Source organism: Phytohabitans flavus (assembly GCF_011764545.1).
Taxonomy (GTDB): Bacteria; Actinomycetota; Actinomycetes; order Mycobacteriales; family Micromonosporaceae; genus Phytohabitans; species Phytohabitans flavus.
In genome coordinates this window covers 5,656,515-5,681,407 of the sequence record NZ_AP022870.1, presented here as the reverse complement: position 1 = coordinate 5,681,407, position 24,893 = coordinate 5,656,515, and the positions used below count along the sequence as shown (strand labels likewise).

The window sequence follows — 24,893 nt, the reverse complement described above, 5'->3', positions numbered from 1 at the left end:
AGGGTGAGGCCGCGGGAGCAGCGGTCTGGACCACGGCGGACATCGCGGTAGCTCAATCTCTGTCGTGGATGGATCTGGGGCGTCACGCTGGCTCGTCGAGGGCGCTGAGGTCGAGGGTGCGCAGGCGCTCGGGGTCGGCGAGTACGTCGATTGCCATGATGCGGCCTGCCGCGACCGTGAACGCCATGACGAACTGCGCCTGGCCGCGCATCGCGATCACCGCGCCCGGTGTTCCGTTGATCAGTGCCCGGCGCACGAACGGTGAGAGGCGTCCGGACGTGAATGCCTGGCCGCCGACCGCCTGGGCGCCGCGCAGCGTGAACGTCATGCCGGGCCGTGCGTGGCCGCCGTCGGAGCGGAGGACGACGTCCGGGTCCAGCAGGGCGACCAGCGCCTCGAAGTCGCCGGCGCGGGAGGCGGCGAAGAAGGCGTCGACCACCTCCCGCTGCCGCTGGACGTCCGGGTCGGGTGCCGGCGCCTGCCCCCGCACCCGTCGCCGCGCCCGGCTGGCGAGCTGCCGCGCGGCCTCCGGCGAGCGCTCGACCATCGGCGCGATCTCCTCGAACGGCACCGCGAACATGTCGTGCAGCACGAACGCCAGCCGCTCGGCCGGGGTCAGCGTCTCCAGCACCACCAGCAACGCCAGCCCCACGGAGTCGGCGAGCACCGCCTGGGCCTCCGGGTCGACGCCCGACTCGGGGCTCACGATCGGGTCGGGGACGTGTACGTCGAGCGGCGCCTCCCGGCGGGTCTGGCGGGAGCGGAGCATGTTGAGGCAGACGCGGGCGACGACCGTGGTCAGCCAGGCGCCGAGGTTGTCCACCTCGCTGGTGTCCGAGCGGCGCAGCCGCAGCCAGGCGTCCTGGAGCGCGTCGTCGGCCTCGCTGACCGAGCCGAGCATCCGGTACGCCACCGCGCGCAGCCGGCCCCGGTGCTCCTCGAACCGCTCCGTCAGCCAGTCCCCGTATCCCACCCCTGTCACGTTTCCTCCTCGCTCCGGGTCACAGCGAGTAGACCCAACAAACCCAACCGATGTGACCGGGAGTTCGACATGACCACACCCATCCTGCTCACCGGCGGTACCGGCACGCTCGGCCGCCAGATGCTCCCGCTGCTGCGCGCGGCCGGCCAGAAGGTCCGGGTGCTCAGCCGGGGGCGCGGGAGGACGCCGACGGCGTGGAGTACGTCACCGGCGACCTCGCCACCGGGGAAGGCATCGACGCCGCCGTCACCGGCGTCGAGACCGTCGTGCACTGCGCCGGCAGCGCCAAGGGCGACGACGTCAAGGCCCGCCACCTGGTGCGGGCCGCGTCGGGGGAGGGCGTCCAGCATCTCGTGTACATCTCCGTGGTCGGCGCCGACCGCGTCCCGGTGACCAGCCGGGCCGACCGCGTGATGTTCGGGTACTACGCCGCCAAGCGCGCCGGCGAGGTCGCGGTCGCCGAGTCGGGGATCCCCTGGACCACGCTGCGCGCCACGCAGTTTCACGACCTGGTGCTGCTGACCGCCCGCCAGCTGGCCAAGCTGCCCGTGCTGCCCGTGCCGGCCGGTACCCGCGTACAGCCCGTCGACTCCGGCGAGGTGGCGGCCCGGATGGTCGAGCTCGCCCTCGGCGCGCCCGCCGGCCTCGTGCCCGACCTGGGCGGACCCCGGGTATACGGCATGGACGAGCTGATCCGCGACTACCTGCGCGCGACCGGCAAGCGCCGCCCGCTCCTACCGATGCGCATGCCCGGCGCCGCCGCGGCCGCCATGCGTGCCGGCGCCAACCTGGCCACCGAGGGTACGACCGGCGGCCGCAGCTGGGAGGAGTTCCTTTCCGTAGCCTTGAGGGCGTGATCTGGCCGGAGGGGCAGGCTCTGCCGAGGTTCGACAGTCCGACAGTCCTGGACGTCGTCGACCTCAGACAGGCGACACCGGCCGACGTGCTGCTGGCCACGACCGCGCAGGGCGTGGTCAACCGGAGCCGCCCGCGGATCTGGCTGGTGCGCGACGCCGACGAGGGCAGCCACACCTGGCTCGACACGCTCGCGCTCCCGACCGACCCGGTCGCCGGGGTGGATGCCCTCGTCGACCGGTACCGGGAGGAGATCGCCGGCGCGGTCCTGGCCGACCCCGCCGTGCCCGCCACCGTCAACGTGGCTACCACGATCGCGGGCTTGGAGGGCGCCGTCGTGGCCGATCCGGACGCGGCCGAGCGGCTGGGACTGCCGGTGGTCGCGGACCTTCGCGGTCGGTTCGCGGGCGGCCGTGAGGCGTACCGCTGGGCGGTCGATCGGTTGTGGCCACTCGCCACCCGCCGCATGCTCGTCGGGCTCGACCCCGACGGCCCGGGTTTTCTGCGGGACTACGCGGTCGCCAACCGTGCGTTCGTGGTCTGGGCTCACCCCGGCGCCCGGCGGGACCGCGCGCTGCTGAAGCGGCTGCTGTCGGACATGCCGGCGAACGCGGCGTACGTGGGATGGTGGCCGAGCGGCGTCTCCGGCGAGAGCCGCGGCACCGAGCTTGCCTCCCGGCACGCGGTGTACGTGGTGCCCGCCGACTTCTCGCACAACCTGACCGTGCTCGGCGGCGTGCCAGCCTCCCTGGCGCCGCCGCCGGCTCTGGCCCCGCCGCCGCTGGAGGAGTGCACGTACGTCACGTTCACGATGACCGACGGCGACAATCTCCAGTACTGCCAGCACGCCATGCGGCGCCTGTGGGACATGCCCGAGCGCGGCCGGGTCCCGCTCAACTGGACGGTGAGCCCGCTGCTGCGCGACGCCGCACCCGCGATCCTGGCCTACTACCAGCGCACCGCGACGCCGAACGACCTGCTCGTGGCCGGGCCCTCCGGTGCGGGGTACGCGTACCCGAGGGTGTGGCCGGACCGCGACCTGGGCGCCTTCACGAGGCAGACCGGCGAGTACACGCGCGACCTCGGCGACCCGGTGGTGGTCAACGTGTTCAACCGCGCCCGCCGCATCGACCGCGACCTGACGTCACGCCAGGTGGAGGCGTACGCCAGGGACGTACAGCCGGTCGGGCTCCTCCAGCACTGGACCTTCCGGCACCGGGTCAGGATGGTGGCCGGCCTCCCAGTCGCGACCGGCCAGCTCGTATCCACAGTGGACGAATGTCGCCGCCTGCTCGCCCGCGCCGCCGCTCGGCCGAGCCGCGGCCCAAGGTTCGTGTCGGTGGGCGTGCTCGCCTGGTCACTGACCCCGGCCGACATCGCCATGGTGGCCGCGGAGCTGGACGACCGGTACCGCGTTGTCCGCGCCGACGAGTTCTTACACCTGGTACGCCGGTCGCACGGCGCCTGAGCCGACGAGGGTCGTCCGCTGCCCGGCGGCCTTCCGCCAGGTGTCGAGGCTCGCGTCCAGTGTGGAGGCCATTCCTTGCTACACCTGACGAGCGGGCTGACTTGATCATTGACAGGTCAAGTCGGCGGCATCCAGGATGATCCAACCCACCGTCCATGGCGCCCCCTCCTCGCGGGGGCGCGACCCCCGAGCGGCCATCCACAGTGGATGGTCGGCACTCGCCTGTCCGCACACTTTCAAGGGTTCAGTGGCGCAGCAGACGAAAGGTACCAAAATGTCTCCTTCATCTCTGCCCAGATGGCGAAGGGGTGCTTTCGCGGCGACTGCCGCGACGGCCGCCTTCCTCCTCCTTGCCGGTCCGGCCACCGCCGTGCCCGCCATCGCCCCGGCCGACCCCGGCGGGGCCCCCGCAGTCCTCGAACGGTTCGCCGGCGAGGAAGCGAGCGTCGTCGAGGTGACCGTGGCCGACCGGGACGAGCTGGACAAGCTCGTTGCCACCGGCGTCGACCTGGACCACCACGTCTCCCAGACGGACGCGGGCATCGTGGTCCACGCCGTCATCACCCCCAACGAGGTCGATGGCCTGAAGGCGCTTGGCTACCGGGTCGGCCCGACGCTCTTCGACCCGGCCGACAGTGAGGGCCGGATTGCCGAGCGCGAGGCGACGATCGCCGAGCACAAGGCCGAAAACCAGGCGTTCACCGCGACCATCGCGACGAACGCGGCCGTTTCCGACGTCAAGATCGTGCGGGCCGACTACTACACCTCGGGTACCAACCAGGTCCTCTCCGTCGAGGCGAAATGGGCCCAGGGCCAGACCTCGACCAGCACGCTGACCGTGTCCCGGGACAGCGGCCCCGGCACCCCGATGGGCTCCGGCGGCACCCAGTCCATCTCCCGCTTCGTCGACGCCGGCGTGTACCTGTACCACCGCGGCGCCTCCAACGTGACCAGCCGGCCCGACAAGATCCAGATCACCAGCCCGACCGGTGACGTCGCGGTCGCGCAGGTCAAGGAGTGGCTGCCGACCGACGGGGAGGCCCCCGAGGGTCCTGGCTACCAGAAGGACTTCGTCACCAGCTACCTGACGCCGACCGAGCTGTACGACCGGATCAAGCGGCTGGCCGCCGAGTACCCGCAGCTGGCCGAGATCGTCGAGCTGCCGTACAAGACGAACGGCTACCGGCGCAAGGCCCAGGTCGTGCTCGGCTCCGCCAACGCCAGCCGGGTCGCGGTGGACTCGCTCGCCTGGGGCCACCAGGGCGGCAACGACATCACCGTCGAGCTGGCCAACCCCGGCGCCGCCAACCAGCCGCTCAACGCCACGCTGACCGGCAAGGCCATCCGGGTGAGCCTGGCCACGGACGCCGCCGGCGCGGTCACCAGCACCGCCGCCCAGGTCGCCGCGGTCATCAACGGCGCGGCGGGCAGCCTTGTCAAGGCGTACACGTACCGGGGCAGCGTCGGCGACGGCGTGGTCACCCCGGTCGCGGTAACGCCGCTGACCGACAACCTGAAGGCGCCGGCCTCCGTCTCCCGCGACCCGCACCCGGTGTACGCGATCCGGATCGGCAAGTACCGCGACGGCTCCCGCACCGGCGTCCTCGCCTACGCCCAGGAGCACGCCCGCGAGTGGGTGCCCCCGCTGGTCACGATCGAGACCGCCGAGCGGCTGCTGCGCAACCAGAAGCACGACCCCAAGACGCAGGAACTGCTGCGCAACCTCGACATCTGGATCGTCCCGTCGATCAACCCCGACGGCGGGCACTACTCCTTCTACGACTTCAACTCCCAGCGCCGCAACATGACCAACCACTGCGCCGAGGGTGGTTCGACGGACGCGCTGGCCCGCAACTCGTGGGGCGTGGACAACAACCGCAACTACACCGAGTACAGCCTCTTCGACGGCTACTCGGGCGCCTCGTCCAGCTGCACCAGCGACACGTACGCCGGCCCGAGCGAGCTCTCCGAGCCGGAGGACAAGAACGTCGACTGGCTGGCCAGCCGCACCAACATCAAGTTCTCGATGAACCTCCACTCCTCCGGCAACTACTTCATGTGGTCGCCGGGCGCGTACTCCCTGCCCAACCGCATCAGCGCGCCGCGGCCGACCCTGGCCGAGGAGTCGTTCTTCTGGGGCGCCTCCTCGCGGATCCTGACCGAAATCAAGCGCCACCGGAACATGGCGGTCACCCCCGCGCGCACCGGCCCGATCGCCGACGTGCTCTACTCGGCGGCCGGCAACTCCGGTGACATGCTCTGGTACAAGTACGGCATCTACGCCTGGAACTTCGAGGTCGGTACCTCCTTCCAGCCGACCTGGGACGAGGCGCACGCGGAGACGATGGAGTTCTCCAACGGCCTCGTCGAGCTCCTGCGCGTCGCACGTGACTACGACAAGGACAAGAAGCGCCCGACGAGCACGCTCGTCACCGCGCCCAGCGCCACCGAGGGCATGGTCGACGTCAAGTTCGACGTGAGCGAGCCGGCCGCCGTGTTCTACACGCTGGACGGCAGCAAGCCGACCTACTCCTCGACCCTGTACGCCTCCGCGGGTGTCCGCGAGGCGGGCGAGACGCTCACGGTGCCGTACGGCGCGAAGGTCTTCTGGTTCTCGGTCGACGCGGCCGGCAACATCGAAAACAACTACCGCCCGGACACTGACGCCAAGAACTGGAACCGCGCCTTCGCCACCATCTCCGACAGCTGATCCGACAGTTCGACACGACCGCGGCCGGGGCACCTGGTGCCCCGGCCGCACTGTGCACATTGGCTCCAGAGAGCTGTCGGAGTCTTCTCTACCGACAAACTTCGAAATAGATATTGAGCTACCGCGATGCCCGTTGTGGTCCGGACCGCTGCTCCCGCGGCCTCACCCTTCGCGTTTCACAACCAAACCCGCCACCGGCATCGCGCAGCCCGACGCCGCGCCGAACCGCAGGCTACGGCGGGGCTGTTGCTGCGCTTTGTCCGATGCCAGATGGCCGGAAGCCATCTGGGCAGATCGTGGTACCTACCGGCCCCCGTGGGGGCATCTGCGTACCATGATCTGTTCATCAAGGCGCATACATCCGGCCGTACCATGCGGGCGGGATGGGCTTGTCGCCGCGGAGGGTGAGGCCGCGGGAGCAGCGGCCTTGGCCCCGGCGGACATCGCGGTAGCCCAGATCTGCCTTGGAATTGACCCTCTGTATCAAATTAGGCCGAGCGGCATGCGGTCCGGACCACCGCGGGCGTCGCGGTCGCTGAAATCTCTGTCGTGGAGCGTCTGCGCGCGGAGGACGCCCGCGCAGACGCGATGATCCCAACCCCAAACACCTCAGTCGGTCAGGTTGGCGAGGGTGATGGTCAGTTGGCGGTCGAGTTCGGCCCGTGCCGCTTCCCGCCCAGGCAGGCCTTCGCAGGCCATTTGAAGCATGCGTATCGTGTCGGCGATGACGTCGCTGACCTGGGGGTGGCGGGCGGCGTAGACGTGTAGCTGGGCGAACGCGTGCCGGACGTAGGTGGCGTGGTCGGGGTCGCGGAGGGTGAGCAGGATCCGGCCGCGGTCGTCCTCGACCGATCGGGCGGGCAGGCTGGCCAGCAGCAGGGGACGCATCAGCGAGCCGAGCCGCGCGACGGCCTCGACGGCGGTGGTGGCGTCGTTGTCGTCCGACAGTGCGCGCAAGGCGATGTCGTTGAGCTGGCGTATCCCGAAGTCGATGTCCTGTTGCATGCTGCGGGAGGTGGCGACGATCATGCTTCGTGCCGCCAGCCGGCCGATCCGCTCGCGCTGGTCTGGCGGTGGCGGCGGCCAGAGCGTCAACAGGGGCGTGTCCAAGGTCAGGTAGGCACCCACCCTTGTCTCCACCCGGACGACGGTGTGCGCGGGCACGGTGGCCAGGAGGCTGCGCGTGCTGATCTGCTGGACCCAGCCGTTGATCCTTGCCGGGACGACGAAGGACGGGCCGAGCGTGTCGGGGTCGGGCGGGCTCACAGGCTTGCCCCGGCGCTCGCCGATGTGCGGGCCGTAGGGCAGCTCGGCGATGAGCCGCAGCGTCTCTTCCAGCACCCGGTGCATGATGTCGCCGACGTACTGCTGGAGGATGATCCGGTCGAGGTAGACCACGATCACGATCACCGAGGCGACGGTGAGCAGCAGCGCGAAGAGCACCGTGTAGGGCGGTGCGATTTCCTCATGGGTGTTGACCCGGGCCAGCGCGAGCACGCAGAACGCGAACGTGGCCAGCAGCAGGCCGATGAGGACATGGCTGAAGCGATCCCGCCAGAAACGGCGCAGCACCCGAGGCGAGAACTGGCCGCTGGCCAGCTGGAGCGAGACCACCAGCAGGGAGAAGACCACACCGGCCGTGGTGATCGTCGCCCCGGCGATCGTACTGAGCAGCAACACGGCGACATCGGGCGCGAACGCGAGCCGCTGCGGCAACAGGCGGGTGAGGCGGCCGTCCAGCCAGTCGAGGGCGAAGCCGATCACCAGGACCCCGATCAGCATGACCGCGGGCACGAACAGCAGGCTCTGCCGCAGGCGATCCGACACGGCTCGCCACCAGAGCCGCGCCACCCCCCGGTACCGCTGCGGTTTTCCGATCGAATCGGACATATCATGACTGTAGGATTTTGTCGGCCTCCTGAACCGATCAAGCCGGCCCGTCCCGCTGGGAATCCTGGAAGCCCGCATGTCGAGTCCGATATGCGGCTTAAATGTAGGGGTGAACGGGGCTGAGTCGCTGCTGCGGACGCTGGTCGACGGTGGGGTGGAGGTTCTCTTCACGAACCCCGGTACCACCGAGATGCACATGGTCGGAGCGCTGGACTCGGTTCCAGAGCTGCGCGGCGTGCTCGCCCTCTTCGAGGGCGTGGCCACCGGCGCCGCTGACGGTTACGCCCGCATCGCGGGCAAGCCCGCCGCGACGTTGCTGCACCTGGGGCCGGGGCTCGCGTACGGCCTGACCAACCTGCACAACAGCCGGCGCGCCAACTCACCGGTGGTGAGCATCGTCGGCGACCACGCGACCTACCACAACACATTCGACCCGCCGCTGAACTCGGACATCGAGGCCCTGAGCGGCTGGCTGCGCGGCCCGATACGCCGTCCCGAGAACGCCTCCGGCGCCGGCACCGACGCCGCGGCGACGCTCACGGCGGCGCTGGAAGCACCCGGGCAGATCGCCACCATGATCGTGCCGTCGGATGTCGCCTGGTCCGATGGCGGCGTGATCGGCGTACCGGTGATGCCTCGGCCGGCGCCGATCGTGACGCAGGAGGTCATCGGGCGGATCGCCGACATCATTCGCAGCGGCGACCCGACCGCCCTCGTCATCGGCGGACCGGCGGTACAGGAAGCGGGTCTGTCCGCCGCGAGCCGCATCGCCGCCGCGAGTGGGGTGCGGGTACTACAGGAGCTCTACTCCAACCGGGTCGAACGCGGGGCGGGCCTGCCCGCCTTTCCCCGGCTGGGTTTCTACCCGGAGCAGGTGGTCGCGCAGCTGGACGGGGTACGGCACGTCATCGTCGCGGGCACCAAAGCGCCGGTCGCCTTCTTCGCCTACCCCGGCCAGCCGAGCTACCTGGTACCCGAGGGCGCCCAGACGCACATGCTGGCCGAGGTCGGCCAGGACGCCGTCGCCGCGCTCGTCCAACTCGCCGACCTGGTCGCCGGCGGCACGGCCGCCCAGGTCACCGAGCCCCGTCGACCGCAGCTGCCCACGGGGCCACTCACGCTTCAGAACTGGGCCGACGTCGTGGCGGCGCTGCTACCCGAACGAGCGATCATCATCGACGAGACCATCAGCTCCGGTACCACCCTGGCGGACGCCACCGCGGGCGCTCCCCGGCACGACGTGCTGATGCAGACCGGTGGCGCGATGGGTGACGGCCTGCCCCTCGCCGTCGGCGCCGCCGTTGCCGCGCCCGACCGGCCGGTGGTGGCCCTGGAGGCCGACGGCTGCGCCATGTACACCGGTACCGCGCTCTGGACCCAGGCCCGCGAGCAGCTGAACGTCACCACCGTGATCCTCAACAACCACTCGTACGCGATCCTGCGCCAGGAGTGGGGACACTTCGACAACCGTCGCGGCGTCACCACTCCCGACACCAAGCAGCTGCTCGACCTGAGCAACCCGGCGATCGACTTCGTACGGCTGGCAGAGGCGTACGGGGTACCCGCCAGCCGCGCCACCACCGGTGAAGAGTTCGCCGAGCAGTTCTCCCAGGCGCTGGCCGAGCCGGGCCCGCACCTCATCGACGCCACGATCCCGGCCGCCGCCTGATCCTCAGGGCATCACCCCGGCTGCCGGTCGAGGCGGTCGCGTACATCCTCGGCGTCGGGGTGGTCGATGCGGGTGAGGATGTCCAGCGCCTCCTGCCAGGCGAGCCGGGCGGCGTCGGGGTCGCCCGCGTCGAAATGGGTGTCGCCGAAGTCGGCCAGGGTGATCGCCTCGTTGTACGCGTCGGCCAGCTCGCGGTACAAGCCGAGCGAGTACTCGTAGCAGGTGATGGCCTGCTGGTACTCGCCGAGCTGGCGGTGGGCCTGGCCGAGGCTGTCCCAGGTCGCCGCCTGGCCGTTCAGGTCGTCCAGCTCCTGGCAGAGCGCGAGCGCCTTCTCGCAGTGGGCGATCGCCTGGTGGTGGTCGCCGAGCAGGCTGTGAAACCAGCCGAGATCGTTGAGGAACCGAGCCTCGTATGCCCGATGGCCCGAGGCCTGTACGAGGCTGAGCGCGCGGTTCACCTCGCGGAGAGCCTCGGGGAGGCGGTTTCGCCGTTCCATGATCCATGACATGGTCTCCAGCGCGACGGCGGCGCCGACGGGGTCGCCGATGTGCCCGAACAGGTCCAGAGCCCGCTTGAGCAACGGGTGGGCATCGTCGAACTGGCCCGACCTGGCGTGCCCCATACCGAGGTTGAACAGGGCGTGGGCCTGACCGGTACGGTGCCCGAGCCGCCGCGCGGCGGCCAGGGCGGTGCTGTGTGCGCGCGTGTGGTCGTGCCAGGAGCCACGGCGCAGCAGGAACGTGGTCAGCGTCGAGGCCAGCTGCCACGGATGCTGCTCGAAGCCCGCGTCGGCGGCGAGGTCGACCGTGGCCAGGAGCGACGCGTGCTCGGCGGTGAACCAGGACAGGGCCTCGTCGTGGCCGCCGTGCCGCTGGACGATGACGCTCGGCTGGACCTGCGCCGGCTCGATCGGGACATGGAGCGGGTCCAGCAGCTGCGAGGCGCCGTGGGCCGAGTGCAGGTAGTGGTCGAGGAGCCGATGAACAGCCAGCCGCCGGGTCTCGTGGTCGTCGAGCCGGCTCGCCTGTTCGGCCGCATACGCGCGGAGCAGGTCGTGAAAGGTGTACCGGTTCGCCGCGTGCTCGGCGAGCAGGTGCGCGTCGGTCAGCTCGGTCAGCAGCGGGCGTACCCGTGACAGGGGGAGGCCGGCCAGGCTGGCCGCGGCCTCGGCGGTGATGTCCGGCCCGCGATGCAGGCCCAGCAGGCGGAACATGTGTGCCGCGTCCGGGCTCAGCGCGCCGTACGACCACGAGAACACCGCGCGCAGGTCGGTGGCGGGGTCGTCGCGGTCGAAGGGATCGAGCGCACCGGCGTCGCGCAGCTCGGCGGCGAGCCCGGACAGCGGGAGGTGGGGCGGGTCGCGGCGCGGGCGGCGGCGAGCGCCAGGGCGAGGGGCAGCCGCGCGCAGCGTTCGATTATTTCGTCGATCGCCTCCGGCTCCGCCGCCACCCGATGCCCGCCGATCCGGGCGGCCAGCAGGTACCGCGCCTGAGGCCAGGTCAGCAGGTCCAGCGTCAGCGGGTGCGCGCCCTCGGTCGCGACAAGCGCGGTGAGCTGCCGCCGGCTTGTCGCGACCACGACACATCCGCCTGAACCGGGCAGCAGCGGCCGGATCTGGGCGACGTCGCGGGCGTTGTCCAGGACCACCAGAAGTCGCTTGCCGGCCAGCAGGCTGCGGTAGAGGCTCGCCTGTTCGTCCACAGTGGCCGGGATCCGCTGGGCCGGCACCCCGAGTGCGTCCAAAAAGGAGCGCAGCACCGCCAACGGGTCGAGGGTCGAGCCGCCCTCGTCGAACCCGCGCAGGTTGACGTAAAGCTGGCCGTCCGGAAACCGCTCGGCGACCCGGTGGGCCCAATGCAGAGCGAGCGCGGTCTTGCCGATCCCGGCGGTACCGGACACCGCCGAGATGAGCACCGCCGCGGGACGAGCCGGGTCGGACTCGGCCAGGATGGCGTCCAGGCGGGCTAGCTCCGCCTCGCGACCGACGAACGTCCGGACCGCGAGCGGGAGCTGCGACGGCACGGTCGCCGTCGACGCGGCCGGCGTCACGGTCACCGACTGCCCCGGCGGGTCCAGAGACGGGGCGTGCCGCAGGATGTCGGTTTGGAGATCCTGTAGTGCCGAGCTGGGCTCGATCCCGAGGTCCTCGCGCAGCGCCCGTCGCAACCCCTGGTACGCGTCCAGCGCCTCGGCCTGCCGCCCGGACCTGTAGAGGGCGAGCATCAAGTGCCCGTGCATGTTTTCGTGGTAGGGCTGCTCGGACGTGAGCCGTCGCAGCTCCGGTACCAGCTCGGTGTGCTCGCCGAGCGCCAGGCGGGCTTCGATCAGCGCGTGCCTGGCCTCCACCTCGAGCAGGGTTAGCCGCCGCGACTGCTCCTCCATCCACGGCAGGCCGGTGACGTCCATCAGCGCCGGACCGCGCCACAACGCCAAGGCGGCCCGGAGCCGTGTGGTGTTCGCCGCGGAGTCCTCCGACTGCCTCGCCTGCCGGATGAGGCGCTCGGCCACCGCGGCGTCGGTCGCTTCGGCGCCGATCTCCAGGGCGTAGCCGGGTGGGCGCGCCACGATCGCGTCCCGCACGCCGAACACGCGGCGTAGGTACGACATGTGCCGCTGCAACGTGTTCAGCGCCGTCGCCGGCGGGTGCTCGTCCCAGATGGCGTGCACCAGCCGGTCGACGCTGACGATCGTGCCCGCGTGCAGTGCCAGGATGGCCAGCACCCCCTTGCGGCGCAGCCCGGAGACCGGCCGCGCGACGCCATCCACGGTCACATCAACAGGCCCTAAAAGCCTCACCTGCACGAAACCCCCAAAAGCCGATTCCGGTACGGCGGTCAGATGAACTACGTGACGCGTCCGGGATCGAGCTTCGTTGTCAGGAGTTTCGTCCCCCGCTGTCTGATCCGCCCCCAGCGGCCGGAATCGGCGTCGCCTCCCAGAGCCCGGTCAGGGCGGCGTCCCGGCGCAGGATGCTCCGGTGGAGCTCGTCGAGTTCCACGCCCGGATCGGTGCCCAACTGGTCGACGAGCCGCTGCCGCGCCTGGGCGAAGGAGTCCAGCGCCGCCCCGATGTGGCCGGTGCGGTAGAGCGCCAGCATGAGGCGGGAGATCACGCCCTCGTTCAGCGGGTCGTCGGCGGCGAGTTCGGCGAGCTCCGACACCACGTCGTCGTGCCCGCCCAGCCGCATCCGGGCGTCGCAGTACGCCAGCCGCGCGGCTATCCGTTCGCGTTCGAGGCCGAACCGGATCTGCTCGACCCACGGGCCGTCGGTGCCGGTGAGCGCCGGTCCGCGCCACAGGTCGAGCGCCTCGTTCAGCAGGGACACCTGCGCCGCGAAGTCGCCGGTGCCGCCGCAGCGGCGGGCCCGGGCGGTCAGTGCGCGGAACCGGTGCAGGTCGATGCTTGCCGGGTCGGCGTCCAGCAGGTAGCCGCCGGAACGCCGGTGCAGGTGCACGCCCGCAGCGCTGCCGCCCGCCTCGGCAAGTGCCCGGCGCAGGCGGGCGACGTGACCGTACAGGACACTGCGGGCCGATGGCGGCGGCGCGGGTCCCCAGATCCGGTCGATGAGCCTCCCCGCGGGTACCACCCTGCCCACATCGACCAAGAGGAGCGCCAGTACACATCTCTGTTTCGCGTAGCCCAGGTCAATGGGCTGTCCGTCCACCCGGGCTTCCACCGATCCGAGCAGACGAAACTCCAATTTGTTCATTTATCCCCCCAGTACCGGCATCCGCCGGTCATCGGAGCGTGCAGGCCCCCGCTGAAGCAGCGCTGAAACGTGCTGGCCCGCCGACCGCAAGATTTCCGAAGGATCGCTACCAAGCTGGCCACCACACGGCGTGGTCAGGCTCGGTGGCATGGACAGCACCGAACGGCCCGGGAGTGCGGCGGACGCCCACCTCCTGGTCGACCTGGTACACGCGGTGCTGGCCCGGCACGAGCGTCCGGGATGGACGGTCGAACCGGCTCCGGAGTGGTGCCGGGTGCGGCCACCGTCCACCGTGGCACGCCCGCACGGCTGGAAGCTGCACGTCGCGGCGACGCCACTGTCCGCGCCGCTGGTGCTTGCCCGCTCGGCCGAATTGCTGGTGGGCCACGGATGCGCGTTCAAGTTCGGTACCGACATCGCCCGCGTGGCCGCGCTCGTCGACGGCCGGTACGACCGTGCCGCGGCGGGGAAGTTCATCACCTGCTACCCGCGCGACGACGCGCAGTTCCGGGCGGTGGCGGCAGACCTGCACCGCGCGACGGACGGGCTGCCCGGCCCGCGGATCCTGTCCGACCGGCAGTTCGAGCCCGGAAGCCTCGTGCATTTCCGCTACGGCGAGTTCGTCGCGGTACGGGTGTTCACCGACGACGGCACCTTCCGGACCCGGATGGCCGGCCCGGACGGCACGCAGATCGAGGACGAGCGGCGGCCGTGGTTCTCGCCGCCGGACTGGGCGGGCTCGCCGTTTCCCGGCCCGGCGGTGGCGGCTGCCGCCGCGCCGGAGTCAGTGCTGCTGGGCGGGCGGTTCCGCGTGCGTGGCGCCATCCGGCACGCGAACAAGGGCGGCGTGTACCGGGCACTGGACGAACGGGACGGCGCGCGGGTCGTGGTCAAGCAGGCGCGCGCCCATGTCGGTTCCACTTTGGACGGTTCGGACGTGCGGGACCTCCTGCGTACCGAGGCCCGCATGCTGGATTTGCTAACCCCGCTCGGCGTCGCGCCGGCCGTGGTCGCGCTCTTCACCGAGCAGGACGATCTCTTCCTGGCCGAGGAGGAGCTGCCGGGCACGCCGCTGAGCGGATGGATCCGCGACCTGGCCGACGGCGGTACGCCCGCGCCGCCCGATGCGATGGCGATGGCCGGCCGGCTCGTAGACCTTGTGTCCATAGTGCACAGTGCCGGGCTCGTGATCCGCGACTTCAAGCCCGGCAACGTGATGGTCGGTACAGCCGGAGCGGTCAAGCTTATCGACGCCGAGTTCGTGGCCGCGGCCGGCGAGCAGTGCCGAGCGGCCGGTACGCCCGGCTTCCTCGCACCCGAGGTGTGGGCGGCCGGCCGGCAGGGACGCCGCTTGACCGCGGCCCCGCAGGCCGATCTCTACAGCCTCGGCGTGACGCTCTTCTGCGCTCTCACGGCGCTGCCGGCCGCCTGGGTGTCCGGTCAGCCCGCGGCGCCGCCGAGCGATGCCGACCTGGAGCAGGTGCTGGCCCGGATCGCCGCCGACCACCCGGTGCTCGACGCTTTCATCCCACTCATCGCCGGCCTCGCCGCGGCGGAGCCGGAGCACCGCTGGTCACTGCCGCGCGCCCAGGAGTACCTCGAAGGCATGGACTCCCGCGCGCCGCGGGCGGGATCGGGTACGACGGCGCCGGGGCTCGGGTGACACCAGGGGAGTTGGATCGGCTGCTCGCGGACGGTCTCGCCGACCTGTGCGCCGGCATGACGCCGGACGTCCCCGTACTGTGGCGCCGGCGCAGCGAGGCGGGCGACAGCGACGACTGCGCCGCCTGGTACGGAGCCGCTGGAGTGCTGGCGACCCTGGCGCGTGCGGCCCGCGTCGTCGACGAGCCGGCGGAACTTCGCGACACGGTGAAACATGCGGTGGCGTGGATCGACGAGCGGCTGTACGCCGCACCCCGGCTGCTGCCCGGCCTCTGCTTCGGCCGTGCCGGTACGGCCTGGGCACTGCACGACGCGGCCAGCCTGCTTGGCGACGAGCTCACCACCGCCCGTGCGGTCGCGCTCGCCCGGCGGCTGCCGCTGCGCGGGCCGAGCCCGGACGTCACGCACGGCCTCGCCGGCGCCGGCCTCGCGCACCTGCACCTGTGGCAGGCCAGCGGCGACCCCATCCTGCTGCGCCGGGCCCGGGTGTATGCCGAGGAAGTGGTCGCCGCCGCCCGGCGCGACGGCCCGGACTGGTACTGGCCGACCTCGCCGCGGGCCGACTCCGTGCTCGCCGGGATCGACGTGTACGGCTTCGCGCACGGCGTGGCCGGCGTGGGCGCGTTCCTGCTGGCGGTGGCGCGGGCGGACCCGGACGGGCGGTTTCTCGCGGCGGCGGCCGGCGCGGGGGACACCCTCGCCAGGGCGGCCCGCTTCGACGGTACGGCGGCCCGCTGGCCCGCCGGCGCCGGCGGCACCCACGCGCGGGTACCGGCGAGCTCGATCGGCCACTGGTGCGGCGGTTCGGCGGGCATCGGCATCTTCCTGGCCCGACTCTGGTCCGCGACCGGCGAGCGGCGCTTCGCGGATCTCGCCGAGGGGGCCGCCGTCGCGGTGCGCCAGGACATGTGGGGTGCCTCGCTGAGCGCATGTTGCGGCCTGGCCGGCGACGGGCAGTTTCTGCTGGACCTGGCCGAGCTCACGGGGGAGCAGCGGTACCGCGTCCAGGCCGAGGAGATCGCGGCCGTCATCCACGCCCAGCGCCACGTGGTGGACGGGGTGGAGCTTGTCCGCGCGCCGGACACCGGGTTCGACTACGGACACGGCTCGGCCGGCGTCCTGGACTTCCTCCTCAGGCTGCGGCACGGCGGTGCCAACCCATGGCTGCCGGCGTGGCCGTCCGTTCCATCCGACCGATCTCTCAGTCCACAAGCAACCAACGATGGGAGTACCGATGTCTGACATCGCCGCACTGGAGATGCTGCCCGAGGAGACGACGGAGGATCACGCGCTCAAGCCGAGGGACTGCGGCCCGCTGTCCTGCCTCATCACCGGGACCTGCAACGACCAGCTCACCTACAACACGGCCCCGACCTGCGCGTGGTGACCTGCTCGGCGGTGGCCACTCCTGAGTGGCCACCGCCGGCCACCACCGGGCCGCTGAGCGGCGGTCAGCAGGCGTACGGGGTGTCCCATCCGCCGCCGACGATGTAGATGATGTCCAACGAGGTGGTTGAGGTGAGGTCGGAGCACTCATCGGTACCCACTCCGCCGTCGACGTCGTTCGTGCCGTTCCCGCCGATCAGGTAGTCATCGCCCCGATTTCCGAGCAGCGTGTCGTCGCCGTCGATCCCGGCCAACAGATCGCCATCCTCGTTACCGTGCAACGTGTCGGCACAGTCGTCGCCGAATAGCGAGTCCACGCCATCTCCGCCGTAGATCGTGTCGCTGCCGCCGCCACCGTGGATTTCGTCGTTGCCGCCAAGGCCGCGAATCACATCGGCCCTGGGCGTTCCGAAAAGTATGTCGTCGCCCGGTCCGCCTTCGATGACGTCCCCCACGATGTCGCACTGGACGATTGCCGCCTGCGCCGGCCCGCCTACGGGCGCCAGCAGCGCCGCCGCCACGGTGACAGCGGCCACGACCATTGCTCGTGCCTTCATGATCGGTCCCTTCCTGCTGCTCCAGCCGCCAGACAGCGACCCGTGCCGCAGCGTCCCACCGGCACGTCATCACGGCGTCAGCATGGCGGGCGGGCGAGGCCGCGAGGCCCCGCCCGCTCGTTTCGCCAAGAGAGTTAGCGGTTGCGGATCCGGTCGCGGATCCAGGAGCCGGCCGGCTTGAGGCGGCTCGTGCCGGCGTACGGGCCGTTCGGGCAGGTGCCGGTCGTGAAGACGGCGCCGCTCCGGGAGTCGTCGGAGAAGTTCCAGTTGACCCAGCTGATCTGCTTGGTGGCCATCAGGTTCAGGTACTGCTGGGCACGGTTGAAGTCATTGGCCCCGTCGCCGCTGGAGGTCTGGGTGCCGAACTCGGTCACGAACATCGGGATGCGGTCGGCCGCGCGCGACAGCGTGTCCAGATAGGACTGTCCGTGCGAGGCGGCGTAGAAGTGGAACGTGTACATGATGTTCGTGGCGTTGACCTGGTTGTTGACGACCTCGTTCTCGTTCGCACCCTCGGAAACGCCGAGTGACGACCAGGCCCGCGTGCCGACAAGCACCACGCCGTCCGGGTCCTGGGCGCGGATCACCGGGACGATCTGCTCGGCGTACGACTTGATGCTCGACCAGCTCACGCCGCTCGGCTCGTTGGCGACCTCGTAGATGATGTTGGGCTTGCCGGCGTGCCGCTGGGCGATCTCGGTGAAGAAGGTGCGGGCGCGCGACAGGTTGTAGTTGGGGTCGCCCGGGTCGAGCATGTGCCAGTCCACGATGACGTACATGCCGCGGGCGCTGACCTGCTCGATGTAGCTGTGCACCCGGTCGGTGAAGAGGCGCGGGTTGGTCTCGTAGCCGCCCTCCTGCACGTACATGCTGATCCGCACCACGTCGGCCCGCCAGTCGGTGGCCAGCGCGTCGAAGGCCGCGTTGTTGTAGCAGTTCGGGAACCACTGGATGCCGTGGGTGCTCATCCCGCGCAGCTGCACCGGGCGACCCTGCTGGTTGCAGAGCTTGGTGCCGCACACCCTGAGCTGGCCGTTGTTCGCCACCGGCGTCCCGGAGCCAGGGGGAGGCGACGTCGGCGGCGGTGAGGAAGGCGGGGGTGACGACGGCGGGGGCGTAGAAGGCCCTGGCCCACCGCCACACGCCGAGCCGTTGATCGTGCAGCCGGCCGGAACGCCCGAGCCGTTGCCGATGAAGCCGAACGTGGTGCTCGCCCCGGCGGCAAGCGTGCCGTTGTACTCCCGGTTGCGGAACGAGTGCCGGCCGCCCGAACTGGTCAGCAGCGCGTCCCAGTAGCTGCCGACGCTCGTGCCGGCCGGCAGGTCGAAGGCGACCGTCCATCCCGTGAGCGTGGCGCCGGTGCCGTTCGTGATGGTCATCTTGCCTTCGTAGCCGGATCCCCAGTCCTGCACCTTGCTGAACGTAGCCGTCACGGCGGCGGCCTGCGCCGGACCGGCCAACACGATGCCGGCGGCGCCCACGGCCAAAGCCGCCAGCGTGGCCAACAGGATTCGCACCCTCGCCATAGTCTCCTCCATCGATATGAGGGGTGTCGATGAAGAACGGTAAGTAAGGTTGACTAACTATGTCAAGAACCTGTAATAATCGGGCTGCGGTGGCAGCCTCTCAGCCTGCGGCGATGACCTCGATCTCGACGAGCCAGTCCTCGGCGAGGGTCTGCGTGACGATCGCGGTGGTCGGCACCGCGCGGCCGAGGGCGGCGACGCGGGCCTTGGCGTTCTCCTCCGCGTAGTCGACGTCGCGCAGGTAGCTCGTCACCCGTACCACGTTGTCCAGCGTCATGCCCGCGGCCGCGAGGACCGCGCGGACGTTGTCCCAGACGAGCCTCAGCTGCTCCTCCAGTGAGGCACCGGCCGCGCCGGCCGAATCCAGGCCCATCGTGCCGGCGACGAAGACGAGGCGCTGCGGGTTGCGGATCTCCACACCGTGCGCGTAGTCGTCGGTCGCCGGGTAGATCCCGCCGGCCGGGCGCAGCAGCCGCACCTCGGTGAGCGCCTCGGTCCCTGCCCGCTGCGGGGCACGGCCGCCGCCCGATGGCACGGCGTCCAATCGGGCGATGTCGAAAGTGGACAGTGCGATCGCGCCCACGCTCGTGAACGCCGTCGCCAGCGCGATGAGTGCCGCCAGCGTGAGGTCTTCGCGGTTCGGTCGCAGGCCGCCCAGGATCCACGGCAGCGCGACAATCGCGACCACGCCGACGGTACCGGCAATCTCGTTGAGCAGCAGCGTGCGCGATTGGGTGACCAGCGTGGCCCGCACCTTGAGGGCGGTCTCCACATTGGCCACCACGAGCACCGCGCTCAGCACCACGAAGAGCGCCCGCGCCCACGGCAGCTCCAGCGCGACCAGCGCGAGCGAGAGCAGCAGGGCCATCGCGAAGAGGAGCATGACAATCCGGGTACCCGAGCGCATGTACCGCCACAGCTCGGCTCGGCCCTCCCGAGCCGGCCCGCGCATGCCACCCTCCACGAAGAACAGCACGCCCACCAAGAAGAGACCGATCACCGTCGCGGCGACGCCGGCGATACCGAGAAGCAGTTCGTCAGTCACAGGTCGCACGGCCGCGATCTTATAGCCGGTACCGGCCCATGCCTGATCTTTATTTGGGCCGGCGAAAACCCGGCTGCCGAGGGTCGGACGCCCGGCTACGGTGACCCGGATGCTCATCCGACGCGAAACCCCCGAGGACGCCGCCGCGGTCCGGGCCGTCCACACCGCGGCCTTCGCCGATCCCGCTGCTCCCGATCGGGTACCCGTGGAAGCCGGCCTGGTCGACGCGCTGCGTGCGAGCGACGCCTGGCTGCCCGCGCTGTCGCTGGTCTGTGCCGGCGCGGACGGCGAGGTCGTCGGGCACGTGGTCTGCACCCGCGCCCGCATCGCGGGCGAGCCGGTGGCGCTCGGCCTCGGCCCGCTCGGTGTAGCGCCCGCCTGGCAGCGGCGGGGCGTCGGCTCCGCGCTGATGCACGCCGTGCTCGGCGCCGCCGACGCGCTGGACGAGCCGGTCGTGGTGCTCCTGGGTCACACCTGGTACTACCCGCGCTTCGGCTTCCAGCTGGCCAGCGAGCTCGGTATCACGCCGCCGGTGGAGGAGTGGGGAGCGCACTTCCAGGCGCGGCCGTTGAGCGCGTACCGCCCGGAGTTGCGCGGCCCGTTCGCGTACGCCGCACCCTTCGACGACATCTGACTACCTGCCGGGCGTGCGCGGTGCCCATCGGCGGCGTCTGGCGCATGGATCGGGCCGTCATGGGTAGGCCGTAGGCATGACGATGATGCAGGAGACCGGCCAGATTACCGGCACGAAGGACAAGGACTACAACATCATCGGGTTCACCGAGGCGTGCCTGCGCAATGCGCTGCGCCTGGAGGTGTACATCCAGGATGCCGAGCGCGATGGCGACAGCCAGCTCGCCGACTTCTTCCGGCGCGCGCAGGGCGAGAGCCGGAAGGGTGCCGAGCAGGGCAAGCAGCTGCTCCGCTCGCGACTGGGCTGAGACCAGCCATGCCCACGCGGGGCGGGCCCGCCGGCCCATGCCGCCGGCGGGCCAGTGCTCGCTGCTTGGATTTCTGACAACCGCTGGCAGGCTTGGGGCCGTGGATGGAGCCGACCCGCAACGCTGGTCCGCGGTCGCCGAAGGCTGGGCGCGGTACTGGGGTGCCTACCCTGAGCCCGCCTGGCGCGCGATCCTCGACCTGAGCGGTGCCAGACCCGGCACGCGGCTGCTCGACGTCGGGTGCGGCGCTGGAGACCTCCTCGCGTACGCCGCCGCCCGTGGCCTCACCACCGCCGGTATCGACCCGGCCCCCGCCATGGTCGAGCTGGCCCGCGCAAGACTCCCCGCCGCCGACGTCCGCCTGGGCGACGCCGAAGGCCTGCCGTGGCCGGACGGCCATTTCGACATTGCGGTGTCGGTCAACGCGCTGCACTTCGCCGAGGACACCCTGGACGCGCTTGCCGAGATGGTCCGCGTCACAACACTGGCGGGCCATGTGGCAGTCGCAAACTGGGCGGAAGCCGCCCAGAACGACCTGAACGCGATCGAGGAGGCGGTGGCCCGCGCCGACGGGGAGGAACCCCAGCCCGACGGCGAGCTACGTCACCCCGGCGGCCTGGAACGCCTGCTCGGCGAGGGTGGGCTACAGGTGGTCGCGGCGGGCCTGGTGGAGCTGCCGTGGCACGCCGCCGACGACGACACGCTGGTCCGCGGCGTACTACTGGGCGAGGACGAGGAGACGGTCGCCGCAAAAGCGCCCGTGGTGCTGGCCGCCGCGAGGCGGTACCGTACCGAGGACGGTCGATACTGCCTGGTAAACGCCTTTCGGTACGCGCTGGGCACACGTCCGTCCTGATCACGAGACCCGCTGGCGCCAGTCGGTAGCGGGTGGGCGGCCGCGGTCACCCGCGACGCGCCGAGGCGGAACCGAGTTGGCAGTTGCTTCGGGACTCGGCTAAAGTTCTCATCCGTCGCCCGGAAAACATTCTGGCTGGCAGTGCGGACGTAGCGCAGTTGGTAGCGCATCACCTTGCCAAGGTGAGGGTCGCGGGTTCGAGTCCCGTCGTCCGCTCGGAGTGAGGCCGCGACAACACGTCGGGGGTCACCTCGGTGGAGTGGCCGAGAGGCGAGGCAACGGCCTGCAAAGCCGTGTACACGGGTTCAAATCCCGTCTCCACCTCGCACCACATACGGGCGATTGGCGCAGTGGGAGCGCGCTTCCTTGACACGGAAGAGGTCACTGGTTCAAACCCAGTATCGCCCACCACATAAAAGCGCAGGTCAAGGCCGGTTTCCTCAGAACGAGGAGCCGGCCTTTCTTCGTGGGAGACCCCCGCTGGGAGAAACTTGGGAGACGATCTTGCGTCTCGCCTCATGGCGCGTCCTCCCGCAATAGGCGGTCAAGGACCGCGACCGGCGACCCGGGGCTGAGGCCGCGCCGTTTTCCCAGCGCGGCTGACCACAGCTCCGTCAGTCCGTCGAGGAGTCGTTCGGTCATGGCTGGCGTGATGTGCGCGTACCGTGCCTGAACCGCGCCGTCCTCATGGCCCATCTGCGCGTCCATCAAGGTGGCAGGCGTGCCCAGCTCGACCATGAGCGTCTTGTACGTGTGACGCAGCCCGTGCGGTGTCAGGCGAGGTGCGACCGGCAGCCAGCAGGCATCAGCCCGCCCAGTCGCGTTGCGGCCCCGGACCGGGACGCCGGGCCACGGCTCGGCCAGCACCGGCACCGGTCGCGCCTTGCGGGGTGCCTTGTCCGGATACCAGCCGCTCGCCGCTGGCTGAAACAGCCAGGTCGCGAAGCCGTTCCGGTGCCAATGCGGCGCAAGCGTGCCGGTCACGGCGCCCCGGACGTAGCCGAGGTCCGCGATCGCCGCCTGCACCCGATCGCGGGTCGGCTCGGCCACCGTGGATCGCTGGTTCAGGACGCCGGAAACGGTGCCTACCGACACGCCAGCACGGCGAGCGACGTCAGCCAGCTTCGGGCCGACCTGGCGCGCCGCGTCGTTGATCGTCAGTTCCCGCTCCGGAGGGCTCGGCTCCGACGGGAGCCGTCTAGCGTCGCCGACCTGTGCAAACAGTCGTGCTATCGGGAGTCGGCCACCCGAGGTTCGGCACATATTTCGGCACGGCTCGCTGGCATTTGCCGAGCACGCTGCGGTGAGTCCTGACTCCCACACTCCCAGTACGGTCTATGTGCGACGGCGGCTCGCTGCCATTTCTTGACCTCAGGTAGCCGGCGGGCAGACACCCGTAGCCACCTGCCATTGCCCGTTGTCGGCCGGCTGATCTGGCGCATATCTGGCACATCTGCCGACGTTCGGCAGGGACCGTCGGGTCTGGGTCAGGTGGCGGCGGTCCCTCGTGTTTCCGCGTCAACTTGGGCCCCGCCAGTAGGCGAGATTGTCGCGGGTGGTCAGCGTGTGGGGGTGGTCCGGGCCGAGCACCCGCAGCTGGTCGGCGAGCACCTCCTCGAACGCCTGGACGGCGCCGGCCGCGTCCCCCGCTTTCCCCGCCAGTAGGCGAGGCTGTTGCGGGTGGTCAGCGTGTCGGGGTGGTCCGGGCCGAGCACCCGCAGCCGGTCGGCGAGCACCTCATCTAACGCCTCGGCAGCGCCGGCCGCGTCCCCCGCCTCCCCCGCCAGGCAGCAATGTTGTGGCGGGTGCGTAGCGTGTCTGGATGGTCCGAGCCGAGCACCCGCAGCCGGCCGGCGAGCACCTCCTCGAATGCCTGGACGGCGCCGGCCGCGTCCCCCGCCTCCGCTCGCCAGCCGGCAATGTTGTGGCGGGTGCGTAGCGTGTCTGGATGGTCCGAGCCGAGCACCCGCAGCCGGTCGGCGAGCATCTCCTCGAACGCCTCGGCAGCGCCGGCCGCGTCGCCCGCCTCCCCCCGCCAGTAGGCGAGGTTGCTGCGGGTGGTCAGCGTGTCGGGGTGGTCCGGGCTGACAAGCCGCAGCTGGTCGGCGAGCACCTCCTCGAATGCCTGGACAGCGCCGGCCGCGTCCCCCGCTTTCCCCCGCCAGTAGGCGAGGTTGTGGCGGATGCGTAGCGTGTCGGGGTGGTCCGGGCCGAGGATCTGCGCTGCGTCGGCGGCCAATTGCTGGTAGTGGTTGCGGGCGGCGACGACCTGGCCGATCTCACCCTGGCTATCGCCCGCGCGGTAAAGCAGGACGTGGGCGTCTAGCTCGCCTTGACAGCTGTGCCACAGGTGGTCGCCGACGGCGACCGTCAGGGCGGTGGTATTGGTGCGTAGGAGCCGGCCGAGTCGGGCGGTGAGGCTGTCGTGTTCGATGTCCGGCCACAGCTCCATGATCGCGTCGGCGGCGGCGTGGGCAAAGGCTTGCCGCTGGTCGTCGGGGGTGGCTTCGGTGACGACGCGTTGGACCAGGGCGTGTACCCGGACCAGGGTGATGCCGGTGTCGGGGTCGCGGGTGGCGTCGGCGAGGCCGAGCCGGTACAACGCGCGGGTGGCGTCGGCGGCGGCGTCGGCGTCGACGTCTGGGCCGAGCGTGTGCCGGTAGTAGTCGAGGGCGGCAGTGGTGGTGAATAGGTCGGTTGGGATGCCGTTGGCGTCCAGCAGTGCGGCCAGCCGCAGGATCTGGCCGGCGAGGTGGTCGGTGGCGGCGTCTGCCTGGATGATAGATAGTGCCCAGGTTTCGGTGACTGTCTGCTGTTGTTCGTCGGGCAGGGTGTCGGGGTGTAGCCGGTCGAGGCGGCGGCGGTGCAGTCGGGTTCGATAGGCGGCGCAGGTCAGGTCCCGGTCCAGGATGTAGGCGGCGGCCTGCGCCAACGCAATCGGCAGATACCCCAGGTCGCCGGCCAGTTCGTCGGCCTCATCGAGGCGGTTGTTGGTGTCGCCGAGTTGCCCGATCAGGTAGGCGTGTGCCTCGGCGGTGGTGAACACCCCCACGTCGATCAGCCGCCGGCCGGCCAGTAGGGCGGTGTCTCGGCGGCGGGTGGTGGCCACGGTGCGGCCGGTGGCGGTGTCCGGCGGCCACAACCCGGTCAGGTCGGTGGGGTGGGTGATGTCGTCCAGCACGACCAGCCACCGCCGTCCGGTGGCGGCGAGCCAGGCGCGGAGCCGGTCGGCGGCGTGCTGCGGGTCCTGGTCCTCGACACCGGTCAGGTCGGCGGCGGCACGCGAGTAGGTGTCCAGGATGGTCGTGCGGCTGCTGGCGGTGACCCACACCAACAGATCGAGTTGCCCGGTCTGCCACAGCTGGGTGGCCAGGTTCGCGGCCAACTGGGTCTTCCCGACCCCACCCATACCGGCTAGCACCTGACACACCACCGTCGTACCCCCACCGCCGACCGCGGTGGCCAGCAGCCCATCGGCGGGGCGTGGCTGGCGGCCGTGTGCCAGACGCGGCACCGCCCCCACCTGGTGTGGGAAGGAAACGACCGGCCGGCCGGCACCGCCGACGTTGACCGGTGCGTTGAAGATGCCGGCAGGACCGGTCACCTGGCCGAAATCCGCCCCTCCGTGAGGGGGTC

The 24,893-nt window shown here is 70.8% G+C and carries 19 protein-coding genes, 3 tRNA genes and 1 pseudogene; 13 read left to right on the top strand and 10 right to left on the bottom strand.

What is annotated here, in order from left to right:
- Positions 1-82: 82 nt before the first annotated feature.
- Positions 83-982, bottom strand: a complete 900-nt coding sequence (sigJ, locus tag Pflav_RS24835) for an RNA polymerase sigma factor SigJ (RefSeq protein WP_269474537.1) — start codon at positions 980-982, stop codon at positions 83-85.
- Positions 983-1,176: 194 nt separating this feature from the next.
- Here sigJ and Pflav_RS24830 point away from each other — a divergent pair, with 194 nt between their 5' ends.
- The 3 genes from Pflav_RS24830 (at position 1,177) to Pflav_RS24820 (ending at position 6,015) form a co-directional block, all read left to right on the top strand.
- Positions 1,177-1,839 carry an SDR family oxidoreductase gene (locus tag Pflav_RS24830; protein ID WP_232071881.1) on the top strand — a complete coding sequence of 221 codons (663 nt, stop codon included), beginning with the start codon at positions 1,177-1,179 and terminating at the stop codon, positions 1,837-1,839.
- Positions 1,836-3,305 carry a GxGYxYP domain-containing protein gene (locus Pflav_RS24825; protein WP_173038627.1) on the top strand — a complete coding sequence of 490 codons (1,470 nt, stop codon included), beginning with the start codon at positions 1,836-1,838 and terminating at the stop codon, positions 3,303-3,305. The genes Pflav_RS24830 and Pflav_RS24825 overlap by 4 nt, the downstream gene beginning before the upstream one ends.
- A gap of 370 nt (positions 3,306-3,675) precedes the next feature.
- Positions 3,676-6,015: a M14 family zinc carboxypeptidase gene (locus tag Pflav_RS24820; RefSeq protein WP_232071880.1), complete on the top strand. Its 2,340-nt coding sequence runs from the start codon at positions 3,676-3,678 to the stop codon at positions 6,013-6,015.
- Between the two features lie 609 nt (positions 6,016-6,624).
- Here the strand turns inward: Pflav_RS24820 and Pflav_RS24815 are convergent.
- Positions 6,625-7,905: a DUF2254 domain-containing protein gene (locus tag Pflav_RS24815; protein WP_173038623.1), complete on the bottom strand. Its 1,281-nt coding sequence runs from the start codon at positions 7,903-7,905 to the stop codon at positions 6,625-6,627.
- A gap of 109 nt (positions 7,906-8,014) precedes the next feature.
- On the opposite strand from Pflav_RS24815, the gene Pflav_RS24810 reads away from it, so the two are divergent.
- Positions 8,015-9,574: an acetolactate synthase large subunit gene (locus Pflav_RS24810; protein ID WP_232071879.1), complete on the top strand. Its 1,560-nt coding sequence runs from the start codon at positions 8,015-8,017 to the stop codon at positions 9,572-9,574.
- Positions 9,575-9,585: 11 nt separating this feature from the next.
- Here Pflav_RS24810 and Pflav_RS24805 read toward each other — a convergent pair whose 3' ends face one another.
- From Pflav_RS24805 to Pflav_RS24795, 3 genes are all read right to left on the bottom strand, one after another.
- Entirely contained in the window at positions 9,586-10,833 is a 1,248-nt protein-coding gene (locus Pflav_RS24805; protein WP_173038621.1) for a tetratricopeptide repeat protein, read from the bottom strand.
- Entirely contained in the window at positions 10,806-12,341 is a 1,536-nt protein-coding gene (locus Pflav_RS24800) for an AfsR/SARP family transcriptional regulator (RefSeq protein WP_173038620.1), read from the bottom strand. Before Pflav_RS24800 ends, Pflav_RS24805 begins: the two co-directional genes overlap by 28 nt.
- Positions 12,342-12,450: 109 nt before the next feature.
- The gene (locus Pflav_RS24795) at positions 12,451-13,284 is read right to left on the bottom strand and encodes an AfsR/SARP family transcriptional regulator (protein ID WP_269474536.1); all 834 of its coding nucleotides are present in this window, start codon (positions 13,282-13,284) and stop codon (positions 12,451-12,453) included.
- Between the two features lie 148 nt (positions 13,285-13,432).
- On the opposite strand from Pflav_RS24795, the gene Pflav_RS24790 reads away from it, so the two are divergent.
- Genes Pflav_RS24790 through Pflav_RS24780 form a run of 3 tightly spaced genes read left to right on the top strand, consistent with a single transcriptional unit; the run spans position 13,433 to position 16,333 of the window.
- On the top strand, positions 13,433-14,947 hold the full coding sequence (locus tag Pflav_RS24790; protein ID WP_173038618.1) for a class III lanthionine synthetase LanKC N-terminal domain-containing protein: 1,515 nt from the start codon (positions 13,433-13,435) through the stop codon (positions 14,945-14,947).
- Between the two features lie 11 nt (positions 14,948-14,958).
- The gene (locus Pflav_RS24785) at positions 14,959-16,188 is read left to right on the top strand and encodes a lanthionine synthetase LanC family protein (protein ID WP_173038617.1); all 1,230 of its coding nucleotides are present in this window, start codon (positions 14,959-14,961) and stop codon (positions 16,186-16,188) included.
- Positions 16,181-16,333 carry a hypothetical protein gene (locus tag Pflav_RS24780; RefSeq protein WP_173038616.1) on the top strand — a complete coding sequence of 51 codons (153 nt, stop codon included), beginning with the start codon at positions 16,181-16,183 and terminating at the stop codon, positions 16,331-16,333. Before Pflav_RS24785 ends, Pflav_RS24780 begins: the two co-directional genes overlap by 8 nt.
- A 64-nt stretch (positions 16,334-16,397) precedes the next feature.
- On the opposite strand, the gene Pflav_RS24775 is transcribed toward Pflav_RS24780, so the two are convergent.
- The 3 genes from Pflav_RS24775 to Pflav_RS42945 all read right to left on the bottom strand — a co-directional run bounded on the left by Pflav_RS24775 (position 16,398) and on the right by Pflav_RS42945 (position 19,469).
- Positions 16,398-16,868 (bottom strand): calcium-binding protein, encoded by a 471-nt coding sequence (locus Pflav_RS24775; RefSeq protein ID WP_232071877.1) that lies wholly within the window; start codon positions 16,866-16,868, stop codon positions 16,398-16,400.
- 155 nt (positions 16,869-17,023) lie between these two features.
- Entirely contained in the window at positions 17,024-18,415 is a 1,392-nt protein-coding gene (locus Pflav_RS24770; RefSeq protein WP_173038612.1) for a cellulase family glycosylhydrolase, read from the bottom strand.
- A gap of 100 nt (positions 18,416-18,515) precedes the next feature.
- Positions 18,516-19,469, bottom strand: coding sequence for a RidA family protein (locus tag Pflav_RS42945; RefSeq protein WP_232071876.1), 954 nt, complete (start codon positions 19,467-19,469; stop codon positions 18,516-18,518).
- Positions 19,470-19,569: 100 nt separating this feature from the next.
- Between Pflav_RS42945 and Pflav_RS24760 the strand changes: the two genes are divergently transcribed.
- From Pflav_RS24760 to Pflav_RS24735, 6 genes are all read left to right on the top strand, one after another.
- On the top strand, positions 19,570-20,094 hold the full coding sequence (locus Pflav_RS24760) for a GNAT family N-acetyltransferase (RefSeq protein WP_173038610.1): 525 nt from the start codon (positions 19,570-19,572) through the stop codon (positions 20,092-20,094).
- Between the two features lie 76 nt (positions 20,095-20,170).
- Entirely contained in the window at positions 20,171-20,401 is a 231-nt protein-coding gene (locus Pflav_RS24755) for a hypothetical protein (RefSeq protein ID WP_173038608.1), read from the top strand.
- 100 nt (positions 20,402-20,501) lie between these two features.
- On the top strand, positions 20,502-21,257 hold the full coding sequence (locus Pflav_RS24750; RefSeq protein WP_197938738.1) for a class I SAM-dependent methyltransferase: 756 nt from the start codon (positions 20,502-20,504) through the stop codon (positions 21,255-21,257).
- Between the two features lie 143 nt (positions 21,258-21,400).
- A tRNA-Gly gene (locus tag Pflav_RS24745) sits at positions 21,401-21,473 on the top strand.
- A gap of 37 nt (positions 21,474-21,510) precedes the next feature.
- Positions 21,511-21,581 (top strand) — tRNA-Cys (locus tag Pflav_RS24740).
- A 12-nt stretch (positions 21,582-21,593) separates the two neighbouring features.
- Positions 21,594-21,668: transfer RNA gene (locus Pflav_RS24735), tRNA-Val, on the top strand.
- A 105-nt stretch (positions 21,669-21,773) separates the two neighbouring features.
- Here Pflav_RS24735 and Pflav_RS24730 read toward each other — a convergent pair.
- Together Pflav_RS24730 and Pflav_RS24725 are read right to left on the bottom strand one after the other, a co-directional pair.
- Positions 21,774-22,409: pseudogene (locus Pflav_RS24730) on the bottom strand (LacI family DNA-binding transcriptional regulator); the annotation flags it as partial.
- Positions 22,410-22,998: 589 nt separating this feature from the next.
- A complete protein-coding gene (locus Pflav_RS24725; protein WP_173038603.1) occupies positions 22,999-24,861 on the bottom strand; it encodes a tetratricopeptide repeat protein in 1,863 nt (620 codons plus the stop codon).
- Between the last annotated feature and the right edge of the window lie 32 nt (positions 24,862-24,893).

Excerpts from the sequence above, each read along its gene's own strand:
- Pflav_RS24760 (WP_173038610.1), top strand. The coding sequence starts at position 19,570 with ATGCTCATCCGACGCGAAACCCCCGAGGACGCCGCCGCGGTCCGGGCC.
- Pflav_RS24780 (WP_173038616.1), top strand. The coding sequence starts at position 16,181 with ATGTCTGACATCGCCGCACTGGAGATGCTGCCCGAGGAGACGACGGAG.
- Pflav_RS24755 (WP_173038608.1), top strand. The coding sequence starts at position 20,171 with ATGACGATGATGCAGGAGACCGGCCAGATTACCGGCACGAAGGACAAG.
- Pflav_RS24790 (WP_173038618.1), top strand. The coding sequence starts at position 13,433 with ATGGACAGCACCGAACGGCCCGGGAGTGCGGCGGACGCCCACCTCCTG.
- Pflav_RS24770 (WP_173038612.1), bottom strand. The coding sequence starts at position 18,415 with ATGGCGAGGGTGCGAATCCTGTTGGCCACGCTGGCGGCTTTGGCCGTG.
- Pflav_RS24795 (WP_269474536.1), bottom strand. The coding sequence starts at position 13,284 with ATGAACAAATTGGAGTTTCGTCTGCTCGGATCGGTGGAAGCCCGGGTG.
- Pflav_RS24815 (WP_173038623.1), bottom strand. The coding sequence starts at position 7,905 with ATGTCCGATTCGATCGGAAAACCGCAGCGGTACCGGGGGGTGGCGCGG.